The sequence below is a fragment of the Pseudomonas sp. Leaf58 genome (assembly GCF_003627215.1).
Lineage (GTDB): Bacteria > Pseudomonadota > Gammaproteobacteria > Pseudomonadales > Pseudomonadaceae > Aquipseudomonas.
This window is the reverse complement of the sequence record NZ_CP032677.1, coordinates 4627713-4649708: the sequence shown is the minus strand read 5'-3', so window position 1 is coordinate 4649708 and position 21996 is coordinate 4627713. Positions and strand designations below refer to the sequence as shown.

General features: G+C 61.1%; 18 protein-coding genes and 2 tRNA genes. 15 read left to right on the top strand and 5 right to left on the bottom strand.

From position 1 onward, the window contains the following. Positions 1-4 precede the first annotated feature (4 nt). From folP to DV532_RS21575, 14 genes are all read left to right on the top strand, one after another. Positions 5-856, top strand: a complete 852-nt coding sequence (gene folP, locus DV532_RS21645) for a dihydropteroate synthase (protein WP_056795096.1) — start codon at positions 5-7, stop codon at positions 854-856. A 16-nt stretch (positions 857-872) separates the two neighbouring features. After that, on the top strand, positions 873-2213 hold the full coding sequence (gene glmM / locus DV532_RS21640) for a phosphoglucosamine mutase (RefSeq protein ID WP_056795099.1): 1341 nt from the start codon (positions 873-875) through the stop codon (positions 2211-2213). Between the two features lie 65 nt (positions 2214-2278). Continuing rightward, positions 2279-3034 (top strand): triose-phosphate isomerase, encoded by a 756-nt coding sequence (gene tpiA / locus DV532_RS21635; RefSeq protein ID WP_056795103.1) that lies wholly within the window; start codon positions 2279-2281, stop codon positions 3032-3034. Positions 3035-3038: 4 nt separating this feature from the next. Then, positions 3039-3437 carry a preprotein translocase subunit SecG gene (gene secG / locus DV532_RS21630; RefSeq protein ID WP_020193781.1) on the top strand — a complete coding sequence of 133 codons (399 nt, stop codon included), beginning with the start codon at positions 3039-3041 and terminating at the stop codon, positions 3435-3437. 21 nt (positions 3438-3458) lie between these two features. Then, a tRNA-Leu gene (locus tag DV532_RS21625) sits at positions 3459-3544 on the top strand. 100 nt (positions 3545-3644) lie between these two features. Continuing rightward, positions 3645-3721: transfer RNA gene (locus DV532_RS21620), tRNA-Met, on the top strand. A 131-nt stretch (positions 3722-3852) separates the two neighbouring features. Continuing rightward, a complete protein-coding gene (gene rimP / locus DV532_RS21615; protein ID WP_012274245.1) occupies positions 3853-4311 on the top strand; it encodes a ribosome maturation factor RimP in 459 nt (152 codons plus the stop codon). A 59-nt stretch (positions 4312-4370) separates the two neighbouring features. Continuing rightward, complete coding sequence (gene nusA, locus DV532_RS21610) at positions 4371-5852, top strand: transcription termination factor NusA (protein ID WP_056795106.1); 1482 nt, start codon at positions 4371-4373, stop codon at positions 5850-5852. Between the two features lie 27 nt (positions 5853-5879). After that, entirely contained in the window at positions 5880-8402 is a 2523-nt protein-coding gene (gene infB, locus DV532_RS21605; RefSeq protein ID WP_056795108.1) for a translation initiation factor IF-2, read from the top strand. Between the two features lie 115 nt (positions 8403-8517). After that, the gene (rbfA, locus tag DV532_RS21600) at positions 8518-8916 is read left to right on the top strand and encodes a 30S ribosome-binding factor RbfA (RefSeq protein ID WP_056795111.1); all 399 of its coding nucleotides are present in this window, start codon (positions 8518-8520) and stop codon (positions 8914-8916) included. Positions 8917-8919: 3 nt separating this feature from the next. Beyond that, positions 8920-9837, top strand: coding sequence for a tRNA pseudouridine(55) synthase TruB (gene truB, locus DV532_RS21595; RefSeq protein WP_056795113.1), 918 nt, complete (start codon positions 8920-8922; stop codon positions 9835-9837). A 147-nt stretch (positions 9838-9984) separates the two neighbouring features. After that, positions 9985-10254 (top strand): 30S ribosomal protein S15, encoded by a 270-nt coding sequence (rpsO, locus tag DV532_RS21590; protein WP_016391796.1) that lies wholly within the window; start codon positions 9985-9987, stop codon positions 10252-10254. Positions 10255-10503: 249 nt separating this feature from the next. Further along, positions 10504-12609: a polyribonucleotide nucleotidyltransferase gene (pnp, locus tag DV532_RS21580; RefSeq protein WP_056795116.1), complete on the top strand. Its 2106-nt coding sequence runs from the start codon at positions 10504-10506 to the stop codon at positions 12607-12609. Between the two features lie 263 nt (positions 12610-12872). Beyond that, positions 12873-13223, top strand: coding sequence for a BON domain-containing protein (locus DV532_RS21575; protein ID WP_056795119.1), 351 nt, complete (start codon positions 12873-12875; stop codon positions 13221-13223). Positions 13224-13302: 79 nt separating this feature from the next. On the opposite strand, the gene DV532_RS21570 is transcribed toward DV532_RS21575, so the two are convergent. Next, positions 13303-13605: a putative quinol monooxygenase gene (locus DV532_RS21570; RefSeq protein WP_056795123.1), complete on the bottom strand. Its 303-nt coding sequence runs from the start codon at positions 13603-13605 to the stop codon at positions 13303-13305. Positions 13606-13665: 60 nt separating this feature from the next. On the opposite strand from DV532_RS21570, the gene DV532_RS21565 reads away from it, so the two are divergent. Beyond that, entirely contained in the window at positions 13666-14079 is a 414-nt protein-coding gene (locus DV532_RS21565) for a VOC family protein (protein WP_056795125.1), read from the top strand. Between the two features lie 148 nt (positions 14080-14227). Here the strand turns inward: DV532_RS21565 and DV532_RS21555 are convergent, their stop codons facing one another. The 4 genes from DV532_RS21555 to pgi all read right to left on the bottom strand — a co-directional run bounded on the left by DV532_RS21555 (position 14228) and on the right by pgi (position 21929). Further along, entirely contained in the window at positions 14228-17158 is a 2931-nt protein-coding gene (locus tag DV532_RS21555) for a DUF748 domain-containing protein (RefSeq protein WP_056795128.1), read from the bottom strand. 78 nt (positions 17159-17236) lie between these two features. Beyond that, positions 17237-18106 carry an oxygenase MpaB family protein gene (locus tag DV532_RS21550; RefSeq protein WP_056795130.1) on the bottom strand — a complete coding sequence of 290 codons (870 nt, stop codon included), beginning with the start codon at positions 18104-18106 and terminating at the stop codon, positions 17237-17239. 42 nt (positions 18107-18148) lie between these two features. Continuing rightward, positions 18149-20083 carry an acetate--CoA ligase gene (acs, locus tag DV532_RS21545; RefSeq protein WP_056795132.1) on the bottom strand — a complete coding sequence of 645 codons (1935 nt, stop codon included), beginning with the start codon at positions 20081-20083 and terminating at the stop codon, positions 18149-18151. A 181-nt stretch (positions 20084-20264) separates the two neighbouring features. Then, positions 20265-21929: a glucose-6-phosphate isomerase gene (gene pgi / locus DV532_RS21540; RefSeq protein ID WP_056795138.1), complete on the bottom strand. Its 1665-nt coding sequence runs from the start codon at positions 21927-21929 to the stop codon at positions 20265-20267. Between the last annotated feature and the right edge of the window lie 67 nt (positions 21930-21996).

Genomic DNA, 21996 nt, shown 5'->3' with positions numbered 1-21996 from the left:
ATCTATGAGCTCAGTGCAGTACCCGACCCGGTTGCCTTGCGGCAACCGGGTTCTTGATTTGTCGCGTACCCATGTCATGGGTATTCTCAATATCACCCCCGACTCCTTCTCCGATGGCGGGCGCTTCAACCATCGCGACGAGGCGTTGCGCCATGCCGAAGCAATGGTTGCCGCTGGCGCTACGCTGATCGATATCGGCGGCGAGTCCACGCGGCCGGGCGCGCGCGCGGTCTCGGTAACCGAGGAGCTGGAACGCGTGGCGCCCATGGTCGAGGCCATCAACAGTCGCCTTGACGTGGTCATCTCGGTCGATACCTCCACACCTGCCGTCATGCGTGAATCGGCCCGCCTCGGTGCTGGGCTGATCAACGATGTGCGTGCCCTGGAGCGCGATGGCGCCCTCGACGCAGCGGCGGATACCGGCCTGCCGGTATGCCTCATGCACATGCGCGGCGAGCCGGGGAACATGCAGGACGACCCGCATTACCAAGATGTGACCGCCGACGTTGCGCGCTATCTTGAACAGCGGATGGCCGCTTGCGCTGCGGCGGGCATCGACGCCAACAGAATCATCCTTGATCCGGGCTTTGGTTTTGCCAAGACATTGGCGCACAACCTGAGCCTGTTCAAGCACATGGAGGCGCTCTATCGCCTTGGGCGCCCGCTGCTGGTGGGCGTTTCACGAAAGAGCATGATCGGCCTGACGCTGGAACGTCCGGTCGGCGAGCGGTTGTACGGCAGCCTGGCGCTGGCGGCGTTGGCCATGACTAAAGGGGCGAGCATCCTGCGTGTCCATGATGTAGCCGAAACCGTCGATGTGGTGCGCATGATCGCTGCGGTACAAAACGCCGAATAAGAACATTGGAGTCCCTATGAGCAGAAAATACTTTGGTACCGACGGCATCCGTGGCCGCGTCGGCGAATACCCGATCACGCCCGACTTCATGCTGAAACTTGGCTGGGCGGCTGGCATGGCCTTCCGCAAACAAGGCCACTGCCGTGTGCTGGTGGGCAAGGACACGCGTATTTCCGGCTACATGTTCGAGTCCGCACTCGAAGCCGGTTTGTCTGCGGCAGGTGCCGACGTGCTGCTGCTCGGGCCTATGCCGACTCCGGCCATCGCCTACCTGACGCGTACCTTCCACGCCGAAGCCGGTATCGTCATCAGTGCCTCGCACAACCCGCACGATGACAACGGCATCAAGTTCTTCTCGGGCCAGGGCACCAAGCTGCCGGACGAAGTCGAGCAGATGATCGAAGAGCTGCTCGACCAGCCAATGACCGTTGTCGAGTCGAGCAAGCTGGGCAAGGTTTCGCGCATCAACGATGCCGCCGGCCGCTATATCGAGTTCTGCAAGAGCAGCGTGCCGACCAGCACTGGCTTCGACGGCCTCAAGCTGGTGGTCGATTGCGCCCACGGTGCCACCTACAAGGTTGCGCCAAGCGTGTTCCGCGAGCTGGGGGCCGACGTGACCGTGCTGCATGCCCAGCCCGACGGCCTGAACATCAACGAAGGTTGCGGCTCGACCCACATCGAATCGCTGCAGGCTGCGGTGTTGGTCGGCCATGCCGACCTGGGCATCGCCTTCGATGGCGATGGCGACCGTGTGCTGATGGTTGACCACACGGGTGCCATCGTCGACGGTGACGAGCTACTGTTCATCATCGCGCGCGATCTGCAGGACCGTAACAAGCTGCAGGGCGGGGTAGTGGGTACGCTGATGAGCAACCTGGGCCTGGAGCTTGCGCTGAAAGACCTGGACATACCCTTCGTGCGCGCCAAGGTTGGCGACCGTTACGTCATGGCCGAGCTGTTGCAGCGCGAGTGGTTGGTCGGTGGTGAAAACTCCGGTCACGTCGTGTGCTGCAACCACACCACGACCGGTGACGCGATCATCGCTGCGCTGCAGGTGCTGATGGCGCTCAAGCGTCGTGGCGAAACCCTGGCCCAGGCCCGCCAGGCCCTGCGCAAGTGCCCGCAGGTGCTGATAAACGTAAGGTTTGGCGCCAGCAAGGTTGACCCGCTTGAGCACCCGGCGGTCAAGGAAGCCAGCGCCAAGGTGACCGAAGCGTTGGCCGGTCGCGGCCGCGTATTGCTGCGCAAATCCGGTACCGAGCCGTTGGTGCGGGTCATGGTCGAAGGCGAAGACGAAAGCCAGGTGCGTGCCCATGCCGAAGCGCTGGCCAAACTGGTCGGCGAAGTTTGTGTTTGAAGGCGCTTGCCAGCGCAGATAGGGTTGGGTACTATCTGCGCCCACTTTGACCGACGAGGTAAAGCATGCGTCGCCCTATGGTAGCTGGTAACTGGAAGATGCATGGTACCCGCGCTAGCGTCGCTGAGCTGACCGAAGGCTTGAGAAATCTTGCCTTGCCGAGCGGAGTGGAAGTCGCTGTGTTTCCACCGGCCTTGTTCATCAATCAAGTGATCGATGGCCTGGCAGGTAAAGAAATCACTGTCGGCGCACAGAATTCTGCAGTACAACCCGAACAGGGTGCGCTGACCGGGGAAGTTGCTCCGGAACAGCTGGTTGAAGCAGGTTGCAAGTTGGTGCTGATTGGTCATTCGGAACGTCGCCAGATGCTTGGTGAGACCGACGAAGTGCTCAATCGCAAGTTTGCAGCGGCCCAGGCCAAAGGTTTGAAGCCAGTGCTTTGCATAGGGGAAACCCTTGAGGAGCGCGAGGCTGGCAAAACGCTCGAAGTTGTCGGGCGTCAACTAAGCAGTATCATCGAAGCCTTCGGTGTTAACGCGTTTGCCAATGCAGTAATTGCCTATGAGCCTGTTTGGGCCATCGGCACCGGCCTTACGGCCACGCCACAGCAGGCTCAGGATGTGCACGCAGCCATCCGCGGCCAGCTGGCGGCAAAAGATGCTGAAGTGGCTGCGAAGGTGCAGCTGCTCTACGGCGGCAGCGTGAAGGCGGCCAATGCGGCCGAACTGTTCGGCATGCCGGATATCGATGGGGGTCTCATTGGTGGGGCTTCCCTGAACGCAGACGAATTCGGTGCAATTTGTCGCGCCGCAGGAAACTGAACAAATGCTGGAAACAGTCATCGTTGTTTTTCATCTGTTGGCAGCGCTGTCGCTTGTAGTGCTGGTTCTGTTGCAACAGGGTAAAGGTGCTGAAGCAGGTGCATCTTTCGGCGCGGGTGCCTCAAACACCGTGTTCGGGAGCCAAGGCTCTGCAACGTTCCTAAGTAAATTAACTGCAATACTCGCTGCCACTTTCTTTTTGACAGCACTTGGGTTAGGATACTTCGCGAAGCAACAAGCTCACCAGCTTAGCCAAGCAGGTCTTCCAGATCCAGCAGTGCTAGAAGTGAAAGAGCCGCAAAAACCGGCAGTTAATGATGATGTACCGGTGCTCCAGCAGCAGAAGAGCGAAACCACCAATAACACTGGTGATGTACCTCCTCCTGCACAAGAGCAGAAGTAACGGGTTTCAAGTAGTAGTATTGCCGAGGTGGTGGAATTGGTAGACACGCAACCTTGAGGTGGTTGTGCCCATAGGGTGTAGGGGTTCGAGTCCCCTTCTCGGTACCAATTGAAGCTTGAGAGCCCGCTTTAGCGGGCTTTCTTGCAGGTGAAGGTTTGGATTTGACCCTTAAGCGGGTTCGGTCTTATACTTTCGCCCCAGATTTGTCGCGGGGTGGAGCAGCTTGGTAGCTCGTCGGGCTCATAACCCGAAGGTCGTTGGTTCAAATCCAGCCCCCGCAACCAGCTTCAGCGGAGCCCCTTTTCAGGGGCTTTTTGCTAACCGAACAGTTTTTCGGCGTCGTTGTCCAACGGCGCTTTCAGGGATGGGCGCTTCGCCCATTTTTTATTTGCACAGCATGCACGAGGGGGTTCAGGTGTCGAGCAAGCTAGAACAGTTGCAGGCCTTGTTGGCCCCGGTTGTCGAGGGTCTGGGCTATCAGTGCTGGGGGATCGAATACGTTTCCCAGGGTAAGCATTCGGTACTGCGCATCTACATCGACAAGGAAGGCGGCATTCTGGTGGAGGACTGCGAAGCGGTCAGTCGTCAGGCCAGCGCCATTCTCGATGTGGAAGATCCAATCAGCAGTGAGTACACCCTCGAGGTGTCTTCTCCAGGCATGGATCGCCCACTGTTCACTCTGGAACAGTTTGCCTCGCATGCCGGCGAACAAGTGAAGATCAAGCTGCGCTCACCCTTCGAGGGTCGTCGTAACTTCCAGGGCCTTCTCCGCGGTGTGGAGGAGCAGGATGTGGTGGTCCAAGTGGACAATCAGGAGTTCCTGCTGCCGATCGACTCGATCGACAAGGCCAATATTATTCCCAGTTTTGACTGAGACGTGCCGGGCCCGGCGGACTATCCGGGCCCAATGGCTTGCGCAAGGCGAGGCGTACGATGAGCAAAGAAGTACTGCTGGTTGTTGAATCGGTATCCAACGAAAAAGGTGTACCGCCAGGCGTCATTTTCGAAGCGCTGGAAGTGGCCCTGGCCACTGCAACCAAAAAACGTTTTGAAGACGAAGTCGACCTGCGTGTGGAAATCAACCGCCACACCGGTAGCTACGAAACCTTCCGTCGTTGGACCGTGGTCGACGAAGCCAATCTTGATGATCCGGCGATCGAGACCTGGCTGGACAAGATCAAGGACACTCACCCTGAAGCCAAGATCGGTGACGTGATCGAAGAAAAGGTCGAGTCCATCGAGTTCGGTCGTATCGCCGCCCAGACCGCCAAGCAGGTCATCGTGCAGAAGGTCCGTGAGGCCGAGCGCGCCCAGGTGGTCGACGCCTACCGTGAGCGCGTGGGCGAGATCATCTCCGGTACCGTCAAGAAGGTTACCCGCGACAACGTCATCGTTGACCTGGGCAACAACGCCGAGGCCCTGCTGGCCCGCGAAGACATCATTGCGCGTGAGACTTTCCGTGTTGGCGTGCGCCTGCGTGCGCTGCTCAAGGAAATTCGCACCGAAAACCGTGGCCCACAGCTGATCCTGTCGCGCACCGCGCCACAGATGCTGATCGAGCTTTTCCGCATTGAAGTGCCGGAAATTGCCGAGGGCCTCATCGAAGTCATGGCTGCCTCCCGTGATCCGGGTTCGCGTGCCAAGATCGCCGTCCGCTCCAAGGACAAACGTATCGACCCGCAAGGCGCCTGTATCGGCATGCGGGGTTCGCGCGTCCAAGCCGTATCCGGGGAGTTGGGTGGTGAGCGTGTGGATATCGTCCTGTGGGACGATAACCCGGCGCAGTTCGTCATCAACGCCATGTCGCCGGCTGAAGTCGCGGCGATCATCGTTGATGAAGATGCCCATGCTATGGACATCGCCGTCGCCGAGGACAACCTGGCCCAGGCCATTGGCCGTGGCGGTCAGAACGTTCGCCTGGCCAGTCAACTGACCGGCTGGACCCTGAACGTGATGACCGAAAAGGACATCCAGGCCAAGCAACAGGCCGAAACCGGTGACATCCTGCGCAATTTCATCGATGAACTGGAAGTCGACGAGGAGCTGGCCCAAGTGCTGGTCGACGAAGGCTTCACCAGCCTCGAAGAAATTGCCTACGTACCGTTGGAAGAAATGCTCAACATCGATGGCTTTGACGAAGATATCGTCAATGAGCTCCGCGCTCGGGCCAAGGACCGTTTGTTGACCAAGGCCATCGCTACCGAAGAAAAACTGGCAGACGCCCACCCGGCCGAAGACCTGCTCTCCCTTGAGGGCATGGACAAGGATCTGGCGGCTGAACTGGCGGTGCGCGGCGTGGTTAACCGCGAAGACCTGGCCGAGCAGTCGATCGACGATCTGCTCGACATCGACGGCATCGACGAAGAGCGTGCCGGCAAGTTGATCATGGCCGCCCGAGCCCACTGGTTCGAGTAATTAGGCGCGGCCTGAGGAGAGAAGTGCATGACGCAAGTCACGGTGAAAGAACTGGCCCAAGAGGTCGAGGCACCGGTAGAGCGCCTGCTGCAGCAGATGCGTGAGGCAGGTCTGCCGCACACCGACGCCGGTCAGGTAGTGACCGACAATGAGAAGCAGACCCTGCTGACTCATTTGAAAAGCAGCCACAAGAGCAAGGCGGAAGAGCCGCGCAAGATTACCTTGCAGCGCAAAACCACCAGCACCCTGCGTGTCGCCGGTAGCAAAAGCATCAGCGTAGAAGTACGCAAGAAGAAAGTTTTCGTTCAGCGCAGCCCGGAAGAAATCCAGGCTGAGCAGAAGCGTGAGCTGGATGAGCGCCGCGCGGCTGAAAATGCCGCCCGCGACAAGGTTGACGCCGAAGTTCGCCAGCGCAACGAAGACCAGGCTCGCCGTCAGGCGGCTGAAGCCCCTGCTGCCCCGGCGCCTGCCGCCAAGCCAGCACCGGCCCCAGCCGCACCGGCTCCGGTAGTCGCTGACGCACCTGCGTCCGAAGACGCCGCAGCCCGTGCTGCCGAGCGCAAAAAAGACGAGACCCGTCGCAACGAAAGCCGCACCCGTGATGACGACCGTCGTCGTGGCGAGGCTCCTCGTGTGTCGATCAAGGTCAAGGTCAAGGAAAAGGAAAAGGCGCCAACTCCGCGTGCCGCTCCGCGCACCACCGACGAAGAGAGCGATGGCGCTCGTCGTGGTCGTGGTGGCAAGGGCAAGCTGAAAAAGCGTAACCAGCATGGCTTCCAGAACCCGACCGGCCCCGTCATTCGTGACGTGACCATCGGCGAGACCATCACGGTCTCCGAGCTGGCCAACCAGATGTCCGTCAAGGGCGCTGAAGTGGTCAAGTTCATGTTCAAGATGGGTACCCCGGTTACCATCAACCAGGTGCTCGACCAGGAAACCGCTCAGCTCATCGCAGAAGAGCTGGGCCACAAGGTCACCCTGGTCAGCGATACCGCCCTGGAAGACTCCCTGGCCGAATCGCTGAAGTTCGAAGGCCAGACCGAGTCGCGTGCTCCGGTGGTTACCGTAATGGGTCACGTTGACCACGGTAAGACCTCGCTGCTCGACTACATCCGTCGTGCCAAGGTTGCTGCTGGCGAAGCCGGTGGTATTACCCAGCACATCGGCGCTTACCACGTGGAAACCGACCGCGGCATGGTCACCTTCCTCGATACCCCGGGCCACGCTGCGTTTACCCAGATGCGTGCTCGTGGTGCCAAGGCGACCGACATCGTCATCCTGGTGGTGGCGGCTGACGACGGCGTCATGCCACAGACCCGTGAAGCCGTTCAGCATGCCAAGGCAGCTGGCGTTCCGCTGGTCGTTGCAGTGAACAAGATCGACAAGCCGGGTGCCGACCTCGATCGCATCCGTAACGAACTGTCGGTCGAAGGCGTAACGTCTGAGGACTGGGGTGGAGACACGCCGTTCGTCAAGGTTTCGGCGAAGATGGGTACCGGTGTAGACGAACTGCTCGAAGCCGTTCTGCTGCAGGCCGAGATCCTCGAGCTCAAGGCTACCCCGACCGCTCCAGGTCGTGGTGTCGTGGTTGAATCGCGCCTGGACAAGGGCCGTGGCCCAGTGGCTACCATCCTGGTTCAGGACGGTACTCTGCGTCAGGGCGACATGGTCCTGTGCGGCTCCAACTACGGCCGCGTACGTGCCATGCTCGACGAGAACGGCAAGCCTGTGAAAGAAGCCGGCCCGTCGATCCCAGTCGAAATCCTCGGCCTGGACGGCACCCCGGAAGCCGGTGACGAGCTGTCCGTGGTTGCCGACGAGAAGAAAGCCCGCGAAGTTGCCATGTTCCGTCAAGGCAAGTACCGCGAGGTCAAGCTGGCCCGTGCTCACGCCGGCAAGCTGGAAAACATCTTCGAGACCATGGGTCAGGAAGAGAAGAAGACGCTCAACATCGTCCTCAAGACCGATGTGCGTGGTTCCCTGGAAGCCTTGAACGGCTCGCTCGGCAGCCTGGGCAACGACGAGGTACAGGTACGCGTTATCGGTGGCGGCGTTGGCGGTATCACCGAGAGCGACGCCAACCTGGCGCTGGCTTCGAACGCAGTACTGTTCGGCTTCAACGTGCGTGCCGATGCCGGCGCGCGCAAGATCGTCGAGCAGGAAGGTCTGGATATGCGTTACTACAACGTGATCTACGACATCATCGAAGACGTCAAGAAGGCCCTGACCGGCATGCTCGGCAGCGATGTTCGCGAGAACATCCTGGGTGTCGCCGAAGTGCGTGACGTGTTCCGTTCGCCGAAGTTCGGCGCCATCGCTGGCTGTATGGTCATCGAGGGTACCGTGTACCGCAACCGTCCGATCCGCGTACTGCGCGAAGACGTTGTGATCTTCGAAGGCGAGCTGGAATCGCTGCGTCGCTTCAAGGATGACGCCGCTGAAGTGCGTAATGGCATGGAGTGCGGTATTGGCGTCAAGAGCTACAACGACGTCAAGGTCGGCGACAAGATCGAAGTCTTCGAGAAAGTCCAGGTGGCTCGTACCCTTTAAGGGCGAGCACGCCGCAAGCCCCGCTTCCTGGCGGTTTGCGGCACCTCTTCAGGTAGCGCCCGGTCAGGCATCCGTCTGACCGGGCGTTTGCCGCTTTAAGTTACAGGTAGCAAGAATGGCCAAAGAATATAGCCGTACCCAACGTATCGGCGATCAGATGCAGCGCGAGCTGGCCGAACTGATCCGCCGTGAAGTCAAGGATCCACGTGTTGGTCTGGTCACCATCACTGCGGTGGACGTCAGCCGTGACCTGGGCCATGCCAAGGTGTTCATCACCGTCATGGGCGAGGAAACCCCCGACGCTGTAAAACAGTCGCTCAAGGCACTGAACAGCGCCGCCAGCTTCCTGCGTTTGCACCTGGGCCGCTCGATGCAGCTGCGCAGCGTGCCGCAACTGCACTTCCACTTCGATGAAAGCGTCAGCCGTGGTGTGCACTTGTCGGCGCTGATCGAGCGTGCGGTGGCTGAAGACCGCCAGCACCAGAATGCCGACGAGCTGGACACCAAGGAGTAAGCGGTGGCCCAGGTCAAACGTATTCGCCGCAACGTCAGCGGCATCATCCTGCTCGACAAGCCGTTGGGCTTTACCTCCAACGCCGCCCTGCAGAAGGTGCGCTGGTTGCTTAACGCGGAAAAGGCCGGCCACACCGGTAGCCTCGATCCGCTGGCAACCGGCGTACTGCCGCTGTGCTTCGGCGAAGCCACCAAGTTTTCGCAGTACCTGCTCGATTCCGACAAGGGCTACGAAACGGTCATGCAGATGGGGCAGACTACCAACACCGGCGATGCTGAGGGCGAAGTCCTGCAGACCCGCGAGGTGACCGTTGGTCGTGCCGATATCGAAGCGCAGTTGCCGCGTTTTCGCGGGCCAATCAGCCAGATACCGCCGATGTACTCGGCGCTCAAGCGTGATGGCCAGCCGCTGTACAAACTGGCGCGTGCTGGAGAGGTAGTGGAGCGCGAGGCGCGTTCTGTTACTATTAGCCGCTTGGAGTTGCTCGAGTGCGAAGGCACCCGTGCACGGTTGACCGTAGGATGCAGCAAAGGCACCTATATTCGCACCCTGGTGGAGGATATCGGCGAGGCCCTTGGCTGTGGCGCCTATGTCGCCGAGCTGCGCAGGACCCAGGCTGGGCCCTTCGAGCTGGCACAGACGGTAACCCTCGAGCAACTCGAACAGGCTCACGCCGAAGGTGGTAACGAAGCGCTCGATCGCTTCCTGCTGCCATCGGACAGCGGCCTGCTGGACTGGCCGCTGGTGTGCCTGTCCGAACACAGTGCGTTCTACTGGCTGCATGGGCAGGCGGTACGCGCACCGGACGCGCCGCAGTTCGGCATGGTCCGGGTACAGGATCACAATGGTCGCTTCATCGGTATCGGTGAAGTGAGCGAAGACGGGCGAATTGCGCCGCGTCGACTGATTCGGTCGGAATGACCGGAACCACAGGGCAAGGCTTCGGCCGAGCCTGGTGGAATCAAGGGTGGCTGTTAGTAGGCACGGTCACACCTATTTTATTAATACAGGGATTAGTCCCTGGCCTATTGGACCCCGCGTGCGGGATCCGTTATCAGGAGAAGCCAAATGGCCCTCAGCGTTGAAGAAAAAGCTCAGATCGTTGCCGATTACCAGCAAGCCGCCGGCGATACCGGTAGCCCGGAAGTGCAGGTTGCTCTGCTGACCGCCAACATCAACAAGCTGCAAGGCCACTTCAAGGCCAACGATAAAGACCACCACTCCCGTCGTGGTCTGATCCGTATGGTTAACCAGCGTCGTAAGCTGCTGGACTACCTGAAGGGCAAAGACACCACTCGTTACAGCGCCCTGATCGGTCGCCTGGGCCTGCGTCGCTAATAGCGGCCTGGCCAGTGGTGTGCATGGCGTGTCGCAGGCTTCGGCAGGGCTGTTTTGCAGCGCTGCCGTTGGGCACGCCAGGCGTATCTTCGAGGTTGGCAGCCTGGCAATGCTGAGCGGTTTTTCCGCTTGGTGCCAGGCTCCCAGCCTCGTGTTGTATCTGGACGGTCAATGGGGCCGATTCCCCGTTCTGCCCAAGAATTCGCAAGAAACCAGTTCCCCCAGAGCCACTGAAAAAGGTAGGAAACCGTGAACCCGGTAATCAAGACTTTCCAGTTCGGTCAATCGACCGTTACTCTCGAAACGGGCCGTATTGCCCGTCAGGCAACCGGCGCCGTGCTGGTTACCGTCGACAACGATGTCACCGTGCTGGTGACTGTGGTAGGCGCCAAACAGGCTGATCCAGGCAAGGGTTTCTTCCCGCTGTCGGTTCACTACCAGGAAAAGACTTACGCCGCCGGCAAGATCCCGGGTGGCTTCTTCAAGCGTGAAGGCCGTCCTTCCGAGAAAGAGACGCTGACCTCGCGCCTGATCGACCGTCCGATCCGTCCGCTGTTCCCGGAAGGCTTCATGAACGAAGTGCAGGTTGTCTGCACCGTGGTTTCCACCAGCAAGAAGACCGACCCGGACATCGCTGCGATGATCGGTACCTCGGCTGCCCTGGCCATTTCCGGCATTCCGTTCGAAGGCCCGATCGGCGCTGCCCGCGTTGCCTTCCACGAGAGCACCGGCTACCTGCTGAACCCGACCTACGAGCAACTGGCTGCCTCGAGCCTGGACATGGTCGTTGCCGGTACCTCCGACGCCGTACTGATGGTTGAATCGGAAGCCCAAGAGCTGACCGAAGACCAGATGCTGGGCGCCGTACTGTTCGCCCACGACGAATTCCAGGCTGTTATCCAGGCTGTCAAAGAGCTGGCTGCAGAAGCCGGCAAGCCGACCTGGGACTGGAAACCTGCCGTTGCCAACACTGAGCTGTTCAACGCCATCCGCGCCGAGTTCGGTGAAGGCGTTTCGCAGGCCTACACCATCACCGTCAAGGCTGACCGCTATGCGCGCCTGGGTGAGCTGCGTGACCAGGCAATCGCCAAGTTCTCCGGTGAAGAAGGCCAGCCTTCGGCGTCCGAAGTAAAAGAAATCTTCGGCGAAATCGAATACCGCACCGTTCGCGAAAACATCGTCAACGGCAAGCCACGTATCGACGGCCGCGACACCAAGACCGTACGCCCGCTGAACATCGAAGTAGGCGTACTGCCAAAAACTCACGGTTCGGCGCTGTTCACCCGTGGCGAAACCCAGGCCCTGGTCGTTGCAACCCTGGGTACTGCCCGTGACGCCCAGCTGCTGGACACCCTCGAAGGCGAGAAGAAAGACCCCTTCATGCTGCACTACAACTTCCCACCGTTCTCGGTAGGTGAGTGTGGCCGCATGGGCGGTGCTGGCCGTCGCGAAATCGGCCACGGTCGTCTGGCCCGCCGTTCGGTTCAGGCCATGCTGCCTGCTGCTGACGTGTTCCCGTACACCATCCGCGTGGTTTCGGAAATTACCGAATCCAACGGTTCCAGCTCCATGGCTTCGGTCTGCGGTGCATCCCTGGCCCTGATGGACGCCGGTGTGCCGATGAAGGCGCCGGTTGCCGGTATCGCCATGGGCTTGGTCAAGGAAGGCGACAAGTTCGCAGTCCTGACCGACATCCTCGGTGACGAAGACCACCTGGGCGACATGGACTTCAAGGTAGCCGGTACCGCCAAAGGCGTCACCGCGCTGCAGATGGACATCAAGATCAACGGCATCACCGAAGAGATCATGGAAATCGCCCTGGGCCAAGCCCTGGAAGCGCGCCTGAACATCCTCGGCCAGATGAACCAGATCATTGGCCAGTCGCGTACCGAACTGTCGGCCAACGCCCCGACCATGATCGCGATGAAGATCGATACCGACAAGATCCGTGACGTCATCGGTAAAGGCGGCGCCACCATTCGCGCTATCTGCGAAGAAACCAAGGCTTCGATCGACATCGAAGACGACGGCTCGATCAAGATCTTCGGCGAAACCAAGGAAGCGGCTGAGGCTGCCAAGCAGCGCATTCTGGGTATCACTGCCGAGGCCGAAATCGGCAAGATCTACGTCGGCAAGGTCGAACGCATTGTCGATTTCGGTGCGTTCGTCAACATCCTGCCTGGCAAGGACGGCCTGGTGCACATCTCCATGCTGAGCGATGCTCGCGTCGAGAAAGTCACCGACATCCTCAAAGAAGGCCAGGAAGTCGAAGTGCTGGTACTGGACGTGGATAACCGCGGCCGTATCAAGCTGTCGATCAAGGACGTCGCCGCGGCCAAGGCCTCGGGCGTCTAAGCGACTGCCATGCAGCACAAAAAGGGCCCTTCGGGGCCCTTTTTTCATGGGCGCAAGGGAACCTTTTGTGGACTTGCATCGTGCACGCAGGTTTTCCGTGCGGATTGCAAAATGCACGACCGTCGAAATGCTGGCATTTAGCTAACTTATTGATTTTAAAGGGCTTAAGCGAAGCGCAAAAGCTGGCATAGCGCATGCAACTACCTTCATACCTGACGCCAGGACATTCGGCGCAGACCTTTCGAAAAACAGGAGTGACTCACATGAAGAAGTTCGCCATTGCTGCCGCTACTGCTACCGCTCTGACCCTGACCATGGCTAACGCGGCATTCGCCCAGCAATCCACCCAGGCCCCAATGACGCTGGCGGCCGGTGAGGTGACCAAGACCAAGGAAGCGGCCTCCGATACCTGGATTACCACCAAGGTAAAGGCTGACCTGATGACTGAGAAAGGTGTGCCTGGCAGCGATATCAAGGTCGAAACCAACAAAGGTGTCGTGTCGCTTTCTTCTGACACTGCGGTGACCGATGCGCAAAAAGAGATGGCCATTGCCATCGCCAAGAAAATCAAAGGTGTTCAAGCCGTCTCGGCTGATGGCTTGAAAGCTGATTAAGGGATGCCCCTTCGGCCAAAGGACCTGGCCACCAATACACGAAGCCCCGGCTCCCGCCGGGGCTTTCTTTTTGGTGCGCTCAAAACACCGCGTTACGCGCGATCACATTGCTCTCGAAGCAGTCCTGCTCGACGATCAGCGGCTCCACTTGTGGCCGGCTAGCGCGAAAGTGCGCGGTCTGGGTATGCGCTTCGTACGCTGCGTCATCGCGGTAAATCTCATACAGATAAATGACCTCTGGGTCGACCCGGTCTTGCGCCACGTCGAATACCAGGCAGCCGGGCTCTGTGGCGACCGAGGCGTGTGCGTTAGCTTTGATTGCGCTGAGGAAGGCCTCGGCGCAACCGGGCCGCACACGGGTTTTGATAAATAGGCTATACACAAAGCTATCCTTTTGTTTTAAATTCGATGATAAATTGTATACAAAAATGGAGCTTCGCCAATGTCCGAATTGCCTGCACGCCCTGGCCGCCTGAATGGCCTGCGCCATATCGCCTTGCTGGTGCCTAACCTGGAGGAGTGCGAGCGCTTCTACGTCGATGTATTAGGCATGCAGGTGCTGAACCGCGCCAATGAAGACCTGGTGTACCTCACCTGTGGTAACGACAACCTGTCGCTGGGGCGCGGGGCAGGGGCGGCCAATGGGTTGCAGACCCTGGACCACTACGGGTTCATCGTCGATAGCGTCGAGGAGCTGGAGGCCTGGTACCAGTACTTCAAGGCCCATGGTGTGACCTTGCTCGACCGGCCGTTCAACCACGGTGATGGGGCGCGCAGCTTCCACCTGCTGGACCCGGCGGGCAACAAGGTGCAGCCGCTGTATCACCCGGCGGTGTCGGCCCAGCGATTGGTGTGAAACCTGTACTGGCTCGCCCGCTCTCATTGATTTAACAGCAATCTTGTAGGAACGGGTTTACCCGCGAACACCGGCTTCGCCGGTGCCAGGCACCGTGTTGGATTCTTCGCGGGCATACCCGCGAAGAGGCCTGGCCTGCTAGTAGAGATTACTCGGCATCCAGATGCATCGGCGTCACCACCCGCCCATCGCTCTCAGCCTGCCCCAGGTTGGTGTCGATGAAGTACACCCGGTCATCCTCCAGCTGGCCCTTGTCCACCAGGTAATCCTTGATGCTGCTGGCCCGTTCCTGGCCCAGTGTGCGCAGCAGCGCAGTGCTCTCGGCCCACGACTTGATCACCGCCTCGCGCAGCTTGGCGGCGCGCTCGTCGCGGCCCAGTTGCTCCCATTCGGCAGGCGGTTGCTGCTTCAGGCGGTTGCGGTAGATGCCTTCAAGCATCGCCGGCTTGTCACTGTCATCGACCACCAGCATCGAGGCATTAGCCGGCACCTTGTCACCGCGGCGCTGTAGGATCTTGTACCAAGTGGCCTGATACTCACGCTCCAGGCGCTGCTGGGCGATCAGCGGGCCGTCGCTGCTCTGGGCGCTGGTGCCTTCGATTTCCAGGCGCAGTTCCGGGCGTTCTTTCAGCGCTGACGCCAGCTTGTCCAGCGACGCCTGGGCGTCGCCATTGAGCTCGCTGGAGCCCGGGGCGAACGCCACATTGCCCAAGTCTTCCGAGCCGCCGCCAGTCACCAGCCCGCCAATGAACTTGAACGGCGCCTGCGCCGCGCGCAGCACCAGGTTGCGCAGGGTTTGCCAGACGATCGGCATCACGCTGAACTGCGGGTTGTTGAGGTCGCCAGACACTGGCAACTCGATTGAGATCTTGCCTTCGGTATCCTTCAGCAGTGCCACCGCCAGGCGGATCGGCAGGTCCACGGCGTCGGGGCTATCGACCTTCTCGCCAAGCTGCAGTTGTTCCACCACCACCTTGTTCTCGGCCTTTAGCTGGCCGTTGGTGATCAGGTAGTGCAGGTCGAGGTTCAGCCGGCCCTTGCGAATGCGGAAGCCGGCGAACTTGCCGGAGTAAGGCGTCAATGTGGTCAACTCGACCCGCTTGAAGCTGGTGGCAATGTCCAGGCTGGCCAGCGGGTTGAACGGGTTGAGCGCGCCTTTGATGGTAACCGGCGCATAGCGGTCGACCTTACCCTTGATGTCGACCTTGGCTGGCACCGACTTGCGGTTGTCGATGGTACCGATGTGGCCATTGAGCTGTTGGATGGCGGTGGCGAAGTTGGGGGTGAGGGACAGGTCGGCAAAGTTGGCCGAACCGTCGTTGATGTCGATTTGGCCGATGTGGATACCCAACGGTTTATCGCTGCTGGCCGGCTTGGCCTGGCTGGCCGCCGGGGCGTTGGCCGGTTGCGGGATCAGCAGGTCATTGATGTTGGTCGTGCGGTCTTCGTTGATGATGAAGCGCGCATAAGGCTGTAGCAGGGTCACTTTGTCGATTGACAGCGCATCGCCGTGCACATAGGACAAGCCGTCGACGTTCACTTGCTGCCATTTGACGAAGTCGCGGCTCTTGATGGTGTCGAGGGTGTGCAGCTGGTTGACCTGCGCCTTGCCGGCCACGCTGAAGGCCAGGGGCGAGGTATTTTTCAGGTCGACCTTGAGGTCGCTGGCAAGCATGCCACTGCGCAGCTCCAGCAGGATGAACGGGCTGATATAGGCCTGGGCCACGCGCAGGTCGATGTCGCGGGTGCTCACGTCCAGCTTGGCCCATATGGGCGCCAGGTTGACCTGGCCGGCTGCCTGCAGCTTGCCTTGTTTGCCCACGCCGGTATCGAGCTTGAGGGTGAAGGGCGTCTGGTTGAGGCTATCGAAACCTTGCAGGTCGGCGTTAAGCGGGCCGACGTCGAGGGTTACCGGTTCCTTCTGCGTGCGGTCTGCCAGGTGCACCAAATAGTTACGCAGTTGCACGTCCTTGAGCAGTACCTGCCAAGGTTTGCTCGGCTCTTTCGCCGCTTGCTCTTTGGGGGTGGGCTCGGCGGCGGCGGGTTCGGCCTTTTCCTTTACCGTGGCCTTGGCGGGCTGGCTGGCGAACAGCTTTTGCCAGTCGAGCTGGCCGTCCTTTTCCAGTGCGGCCCAGGTTTCGAGTTTTTCGCTGCGGACTTTGCCCACGGTGACCCGTTGCTTGACCAGGTCGACAGACGTCTCGCTTACCTCCAGGCTGGCCAGGCGCGCCAGCGGGCGGCCATCAGGTGCCTTGATGGCGAACGGGGCGATGCGCAGCGAAGCGTTGTCCAGCAACAGTTCGGTTTGCTTGGCGAGGTTGAGCTTGTAGTGGGTGTCAAGGCTGAGTACGCCTTCTTCCAGCACCAGCGGCACGGCATCGCGTACATAGGGCCAGAATGCCTTCATCTTGCCGTCGGTGATCTTCAGCGTGCCCTCGGATGCAATCGGCGACAGGCTCAGGGTGCCTTTCCAGTCGATGCGCCCGCCGTTGGGGCCGATGGCTACCAAGGTCATGTCGGCATTGTCATTGGGCAAGGTGCTGAGGTTTTTCAGCTCCAGGTTCATGTTGTCGTAGAGAAACTCGATCGGCTCGCTCGGGCGCAGGTCCTCGAAATGCAGGTAGCCGTCGCTGAGCTTGATGCTACCGATGCGCAGCGGGAACGGGTCGCTGGGCGGCTCGTCGGGCTTGGCTTCACTGGCAGGCAGCTTGAACAGGTGGGCCAGGTTGAGCGTACCGTCCTTGGCGAACAGCACTTCGTTGCGCGGCTTGACCAGTTCCACCGCCTCCAGGTGCAGGGCGCGTGTCCACAAGCTGTTCAGCGACAGGTTGGCATACAGGCGGTCGAAGCCGACCTGCTCCTTGCCTGGCTCGCCGATTTGCAGGCCCCACAGGGTCAGCTCCAGGCTGAAGGGGTTGAGCTCGATCCGTTCAAGGTGCGCCGGCACGGTGGCGTACTGGGCCAACTGCTGGTTGGCGATGCGCAGCGCGACACCGGGAAGGATGAGAAAACCAAGCAAACTATAGAGGGCTACCAGGGCCACAATGGCGCCAGCGGCGCGAGTCAATCCTTTGTACATGTGTCGCTTCGTCTGTCTAAGCCGGAGTGCTTGGAGTATGGCACGTTAAATCAGTTCCGCTGGGGCGACGGTTTGATCTCATTCGATGCCCATGCGCCGTTTGGCCCGGTGTGCCGAGCCATCGCGCATAGCCCAGCGCAGCACTGGCGCGGTGCGTTGCAGGCCCAGGCGGATCAGGCGCCGCTGCAGCGGGCCGTGTTGCAGGCCAAGCATGGCCTGGGCCCAGGCCGGCAGCAGGTCGATGCCGGCATGCAGCATCAGCTTGCCCACGGGTTGTGCCAGGCGGCTGGGCGCCGGGGCGTCGAGCAGAATGCCAACTACCTGGTGGCTGCGGGCATCGCATTGCAGCTGCGGGCGCATCCGCTGCAAATACTCCGCGACCTGCTGGCACGAGCGCGGCACGTTGCGGGCGCCAAGGCGTTCGGCGATCAGGGCGATCTCTGCGTAGTAGGCATCCTGCTCGGCGCGGGCAAGGTGCGGGTCGCGGTAACGCAGGTGGGCAGCGAGGAAGCTGCTGACCTCTGCCACATGCACCCAGGTCAGCAAGTCTGGGTCGCTGGCTGCGTACGGGCGGCCGTCGGGCGCGGTGCCGGTCACCTGCAGGTGGATAGTGCGCACTTTGTCGATCAGCCACTCGGCATCGCCGGTGGCACCGAAGGTGGTGCCGGAGATGAACTGGCTGGTGCGGCGCAGGCGGCCGAGCAGGTCTTCACGGAAGTTGGAGTGGTCCCACACCCCGGCCAGGGCCAGCGGATGCAGCAACTGCAACATCAGCGCACTGATGCCGCCGACCAGCATGCTCGGGAAGTCGCCATGCACCCGCCAACTGATGCTGTGCGGGCCGAACAGGCCAGGGTCGCCTTTGGGCGATTCCAGGTCGAGCTGGCCGAGGGCCAGCCCGGTGAGGCTCATGACCTGGGTTTCGATGCGACGGCGAAGGGCTTCCATGGTGACCTGTGGTTCAGGGCAGCCATGAACAGCGGCTGCCGGTTACTGGTTGAGGCGTTTGTCGATCAGGTCCTGCACCACGCTGGGGTCGGCCAGGGTCGAGGTATCGCCGAGGTTGTCCAGCTCGTTGCAGGCGATTTTGCGCAGTATACGCCGCATGATCTTGCCTGAGCGTGTCTTGGGCAACGCCGGGGCCCACTGGATTAGCTCGGGTTTGGCGAAACTGCCGATTTCCTTGCTGACCAGTGCCAGTAGCTCGGCCTTGAGCGCGTCGTCGGGTGATACGCCATTCATGGGCGTGACAAAGGCATACACACCCTGGCCCTTGAGGTCGTGGGGATAGCCCACCACTGCCGCTTCGGCAACGCTGTCATGCAGTACCAGCGCGCTTTCCACTTCGGCGGTGCCGATGCGGTGGCCGGACACGTTGATCACATCGTCGATGCGCCCGGTGATCCAGTAGTCGCCATCGGCATCGCGGCGGGCACCGTCACCGGTGAAGTAGTAGCCGGGCATGGGCTTGAAATACGTGTCGACCATGCGCTGGTGGTCGCCATAAACGCTACGGATCTGCCCTGGCCAGCTGGCCTTGATGACCAGCAGGCCGGCACCGGGGCCTTCGATGAGCTTGCCCTTTTCGTCCAGCAGCACCGGTTGTACACCGAACATTGGCTGGCTGGCGCAGCCGGGTTTTAGTGCCTGGGAGCCGGGCAGGGGGGTGATCATGATGCCGCCGGTTTCGGTCTGCCACCAGGTATCGACGATGGGGCAGCGCTTTTGCCCGACTGCTTCGAAGTACCACTCCCAGGCTTCTGGGTTGATCGGTTCACCGACGCTGCCCAGCAGGCGCAGGCTCTGCCGCGAGGTGCCCTGCAGCGGCCCATCGCCTTCGCGCATCAGGGCACGCAGGGCGGTCGGGGCGGTGTAAAAGATGTTTACCTGGTGCTTGTCCACCACCTGCCAGAAGCGCGAGGTGTCTGGGTAGTTGGGCACGCCTTCGAACATCAGCGAGATCGCGCCATTGGCCAACGGGCCGTAGACGATGTAGCTGTGGCCGGTGACCCAGCCGACGTCGGCGGTGCACCAGAACACCTCGCCTTCACGGTAGTCGAACACCACCTTGAAGGTGAGGGTGGCCTGCAGTAGATAGCCGCCGGTGGTGTGCAATACGCCCTTGGGTTTGCCGGTGCTGCCAGACGTGTAGAGGATGAACAGCGGGTCTTCGGCCTCCATTGGCTCGGCGGCGCAGTCGTCGCCGGCCGTTGCTGTGACCTCGTGGTACCACAGGTCACGGCCTTCGGCCCAAGCTACATCGCCGCCGGTACGGCGCACCACCAATACGCTGCTGACTGCGGGGCAGTTGACCAGGGCCTTGTCGACGTTGTGCTTTAGTGGGATGCGCTTGCCACCACGCACGCCTTCATCGGCGGTAATCACGGTACGGCAGTCGGCATCGAGAATGCGGTCACGCAGGGCGTCGGGCGAGAAGCCGCCGAACACCACCGAGTGGATGGCGCCAATGCGGGTGCAAGCAAGCATGGCAAAGGCGGCCTCGGGGATCATTGGCATGTAGATGCATACCCGGTCGCCTTTCTTCACCCCGCGCGCTTTCAGGGCATTGGCCAGGCGGCAGACCTGGCGGTGCAGTTCGCGGTAGGTGATGGCTTTGGCGTCGTTGGGGTCGTCGCCTTCCCACAGCAGGGCGGTCTGCTCGCCGCGCTGGGCCAGGTGGCGGTCGATGCAGTTGTAGCTGACGTTGAGCTGGCCGCCGTCGAACCAGCGCGCTTTGCCGCTGTTCAGGTCGCACTGCTGCACGCTGGCCCAGGGCTTGATCCAGTCCAGGCGTTTGGCCTGTTCGCCCCAGAAGCTGTCGGGGTCGTCGACCGATTGGCGGTAGAGGCGTTGGTACTCGTCGGGGGTGAGTTCGGCAGCCTGGCTGACGGCCAGGGCCTGGGGGTAATTGCGGATATCGAACATGGCGGGTGGTCCTTGCTCGTGTAAGGGGCGATGGACTGCAACGGCTATTCGATAGGACAGTGTAGCTGGGAGCGGTGTTCAACCTGTGCCGGCCCCTTCGCGGGTAAACCCGCTCCCACAGGTACTGTGCAATACCTGTCGGAGCGGGTTTACCGGCGAACAGGCCGGTGCAGGTTTCCGATCACCCGCGGTGGCGGCCGCGGAAGTAGTTGATCAGGCCTTGGGTGGAGCCATCTTCAGCGCTGTCTTCCAGGCTGCCGACGATACGCTGGTACACGCCCTTGCCCAGCTCCTTGCCCAGCTCCACGCCCCACTGGTCGAAGGCGTTGATGCCCCAGATCACGCTCTGTACGAACACCTTGTGCTCGTACATCGCCACCAGCGCGCCGAGGCGGCGCGGGCTGATGCGTTCTACCACCAGGGTGTTGCTCGGGCGGTTGCCCGGGATCACTTTGTGTGGCGCCAGCTTTTCGATGTCCGCTTCGTTCAGGCCCTTGGCGCGCAGCTCGGCTTCGGCTTCTTCACGGGTTTTGCCCAGCATCAGCGCCTGGCTTTGCGACAGGCAGTTGGCGTACAGCCATTGATGATGGTCGGCCACCGGGTTGAAACTGACCACCGGCACGATGAAGTCGGCCGGTATCAGCTGGGTGCCCTGGTGCAGCAACTGGTGGTAGGCGTGCTGGCCGTTGCAGCCAACGCCACCCCAGATTACCGGGCCGGTATCGGTCTTCACCGGGGTGCCGTCTTGCAACACGCTCTTGCCGTTGGACTCCATGTCCAGCTGCTGCAGGTGCTTGGTGATATTGCGCAGGTAGTGGTCGTACGGCAGGATCGCGTGGCTGTTCGCGCCCCAGAAGTTGCCGTACCACACGCCCAGCAGGGCCAGCAGCACCGGCATGTTCTTGTCGAACGGCGCGGTCTGGAAGTGCTGGTCCATGGTGTAGGCACCCGACAGCAGTTCCTTGAAGTTGGCCGTGCCGATGGCCAAGGCGATCGGCAGGCCGATGGCCGACCACAGCGAGTAGCGCCCACCCACCCAGTCCCACATCGGGAAGATGTTCTCTTCGCGAATGCCAAAGGCCACCGCGGCGGCCTTGTTGCTGGAAACGGCGATGAAGTGGCGGTAAAGCTCGGCTTCCGAGCCGCCCTGGGCCAGGTACCAGGTACGCGCGGCCATGGCGTTTTTCAGGGTCTCGAGGGTGTTGAACGACTTCGACGAGACGATGAACAGGGTGGTTTCGGCGCGCAGGTTGGCCGACAGCTCATGGAATTCGCTGCCATCGATGTTTGCCAGGTAGTGGCAACGCACGCCGCGTTGGGCGTAGGGCAGCAGCGCCTCGGACACCAACTCGGGGCCGAGGAACGAGCCGCCGATGCCGATGTTGACCACGTCGGTGATCGGCTTTTCGCTGTAGCCGCGCCACAGGCCGTCATGAATGCGGCCGACCAGTTCGGTGATCTGGTTCAGCACCTTGTGCACTTCCGGCATGACGTTCACGCCGTTGACGCTGAGTTTGTCGCCTACGGGCCGGCGCAGGGCGGTGTGCAGCACCGGGCGGCCTTCGGAGGCGTTGATGATTTCGCCGCCGAACATTGACTTGATAGCGTCTTGCAGGCCGACCTGCTCGGCCAGGTTCACCAGCAGGTCGCGGCTTTGTTCGGTGATCAGGTTTTTCGAGTAGTCGAGGAACAGGCCGCAGCAGCTCAGCGAGAACTGGTCGAAGCGTTTGGCATCGGCGGCGAAGGCTTCGCGCATGCTGAAACCTTGCATGGCGTCGCGGTGTTGCTGAAGCGCCTGCCAGGCGGGCAGGGCCGTCACATCGTGGGGTGTACGGTAATACGCCATTGCGCGGGGTTCCTTGGTGCGTGGTGATGCCTTGGACACGGCAGTCGTTGCCGGGTTCAGGCTGGCA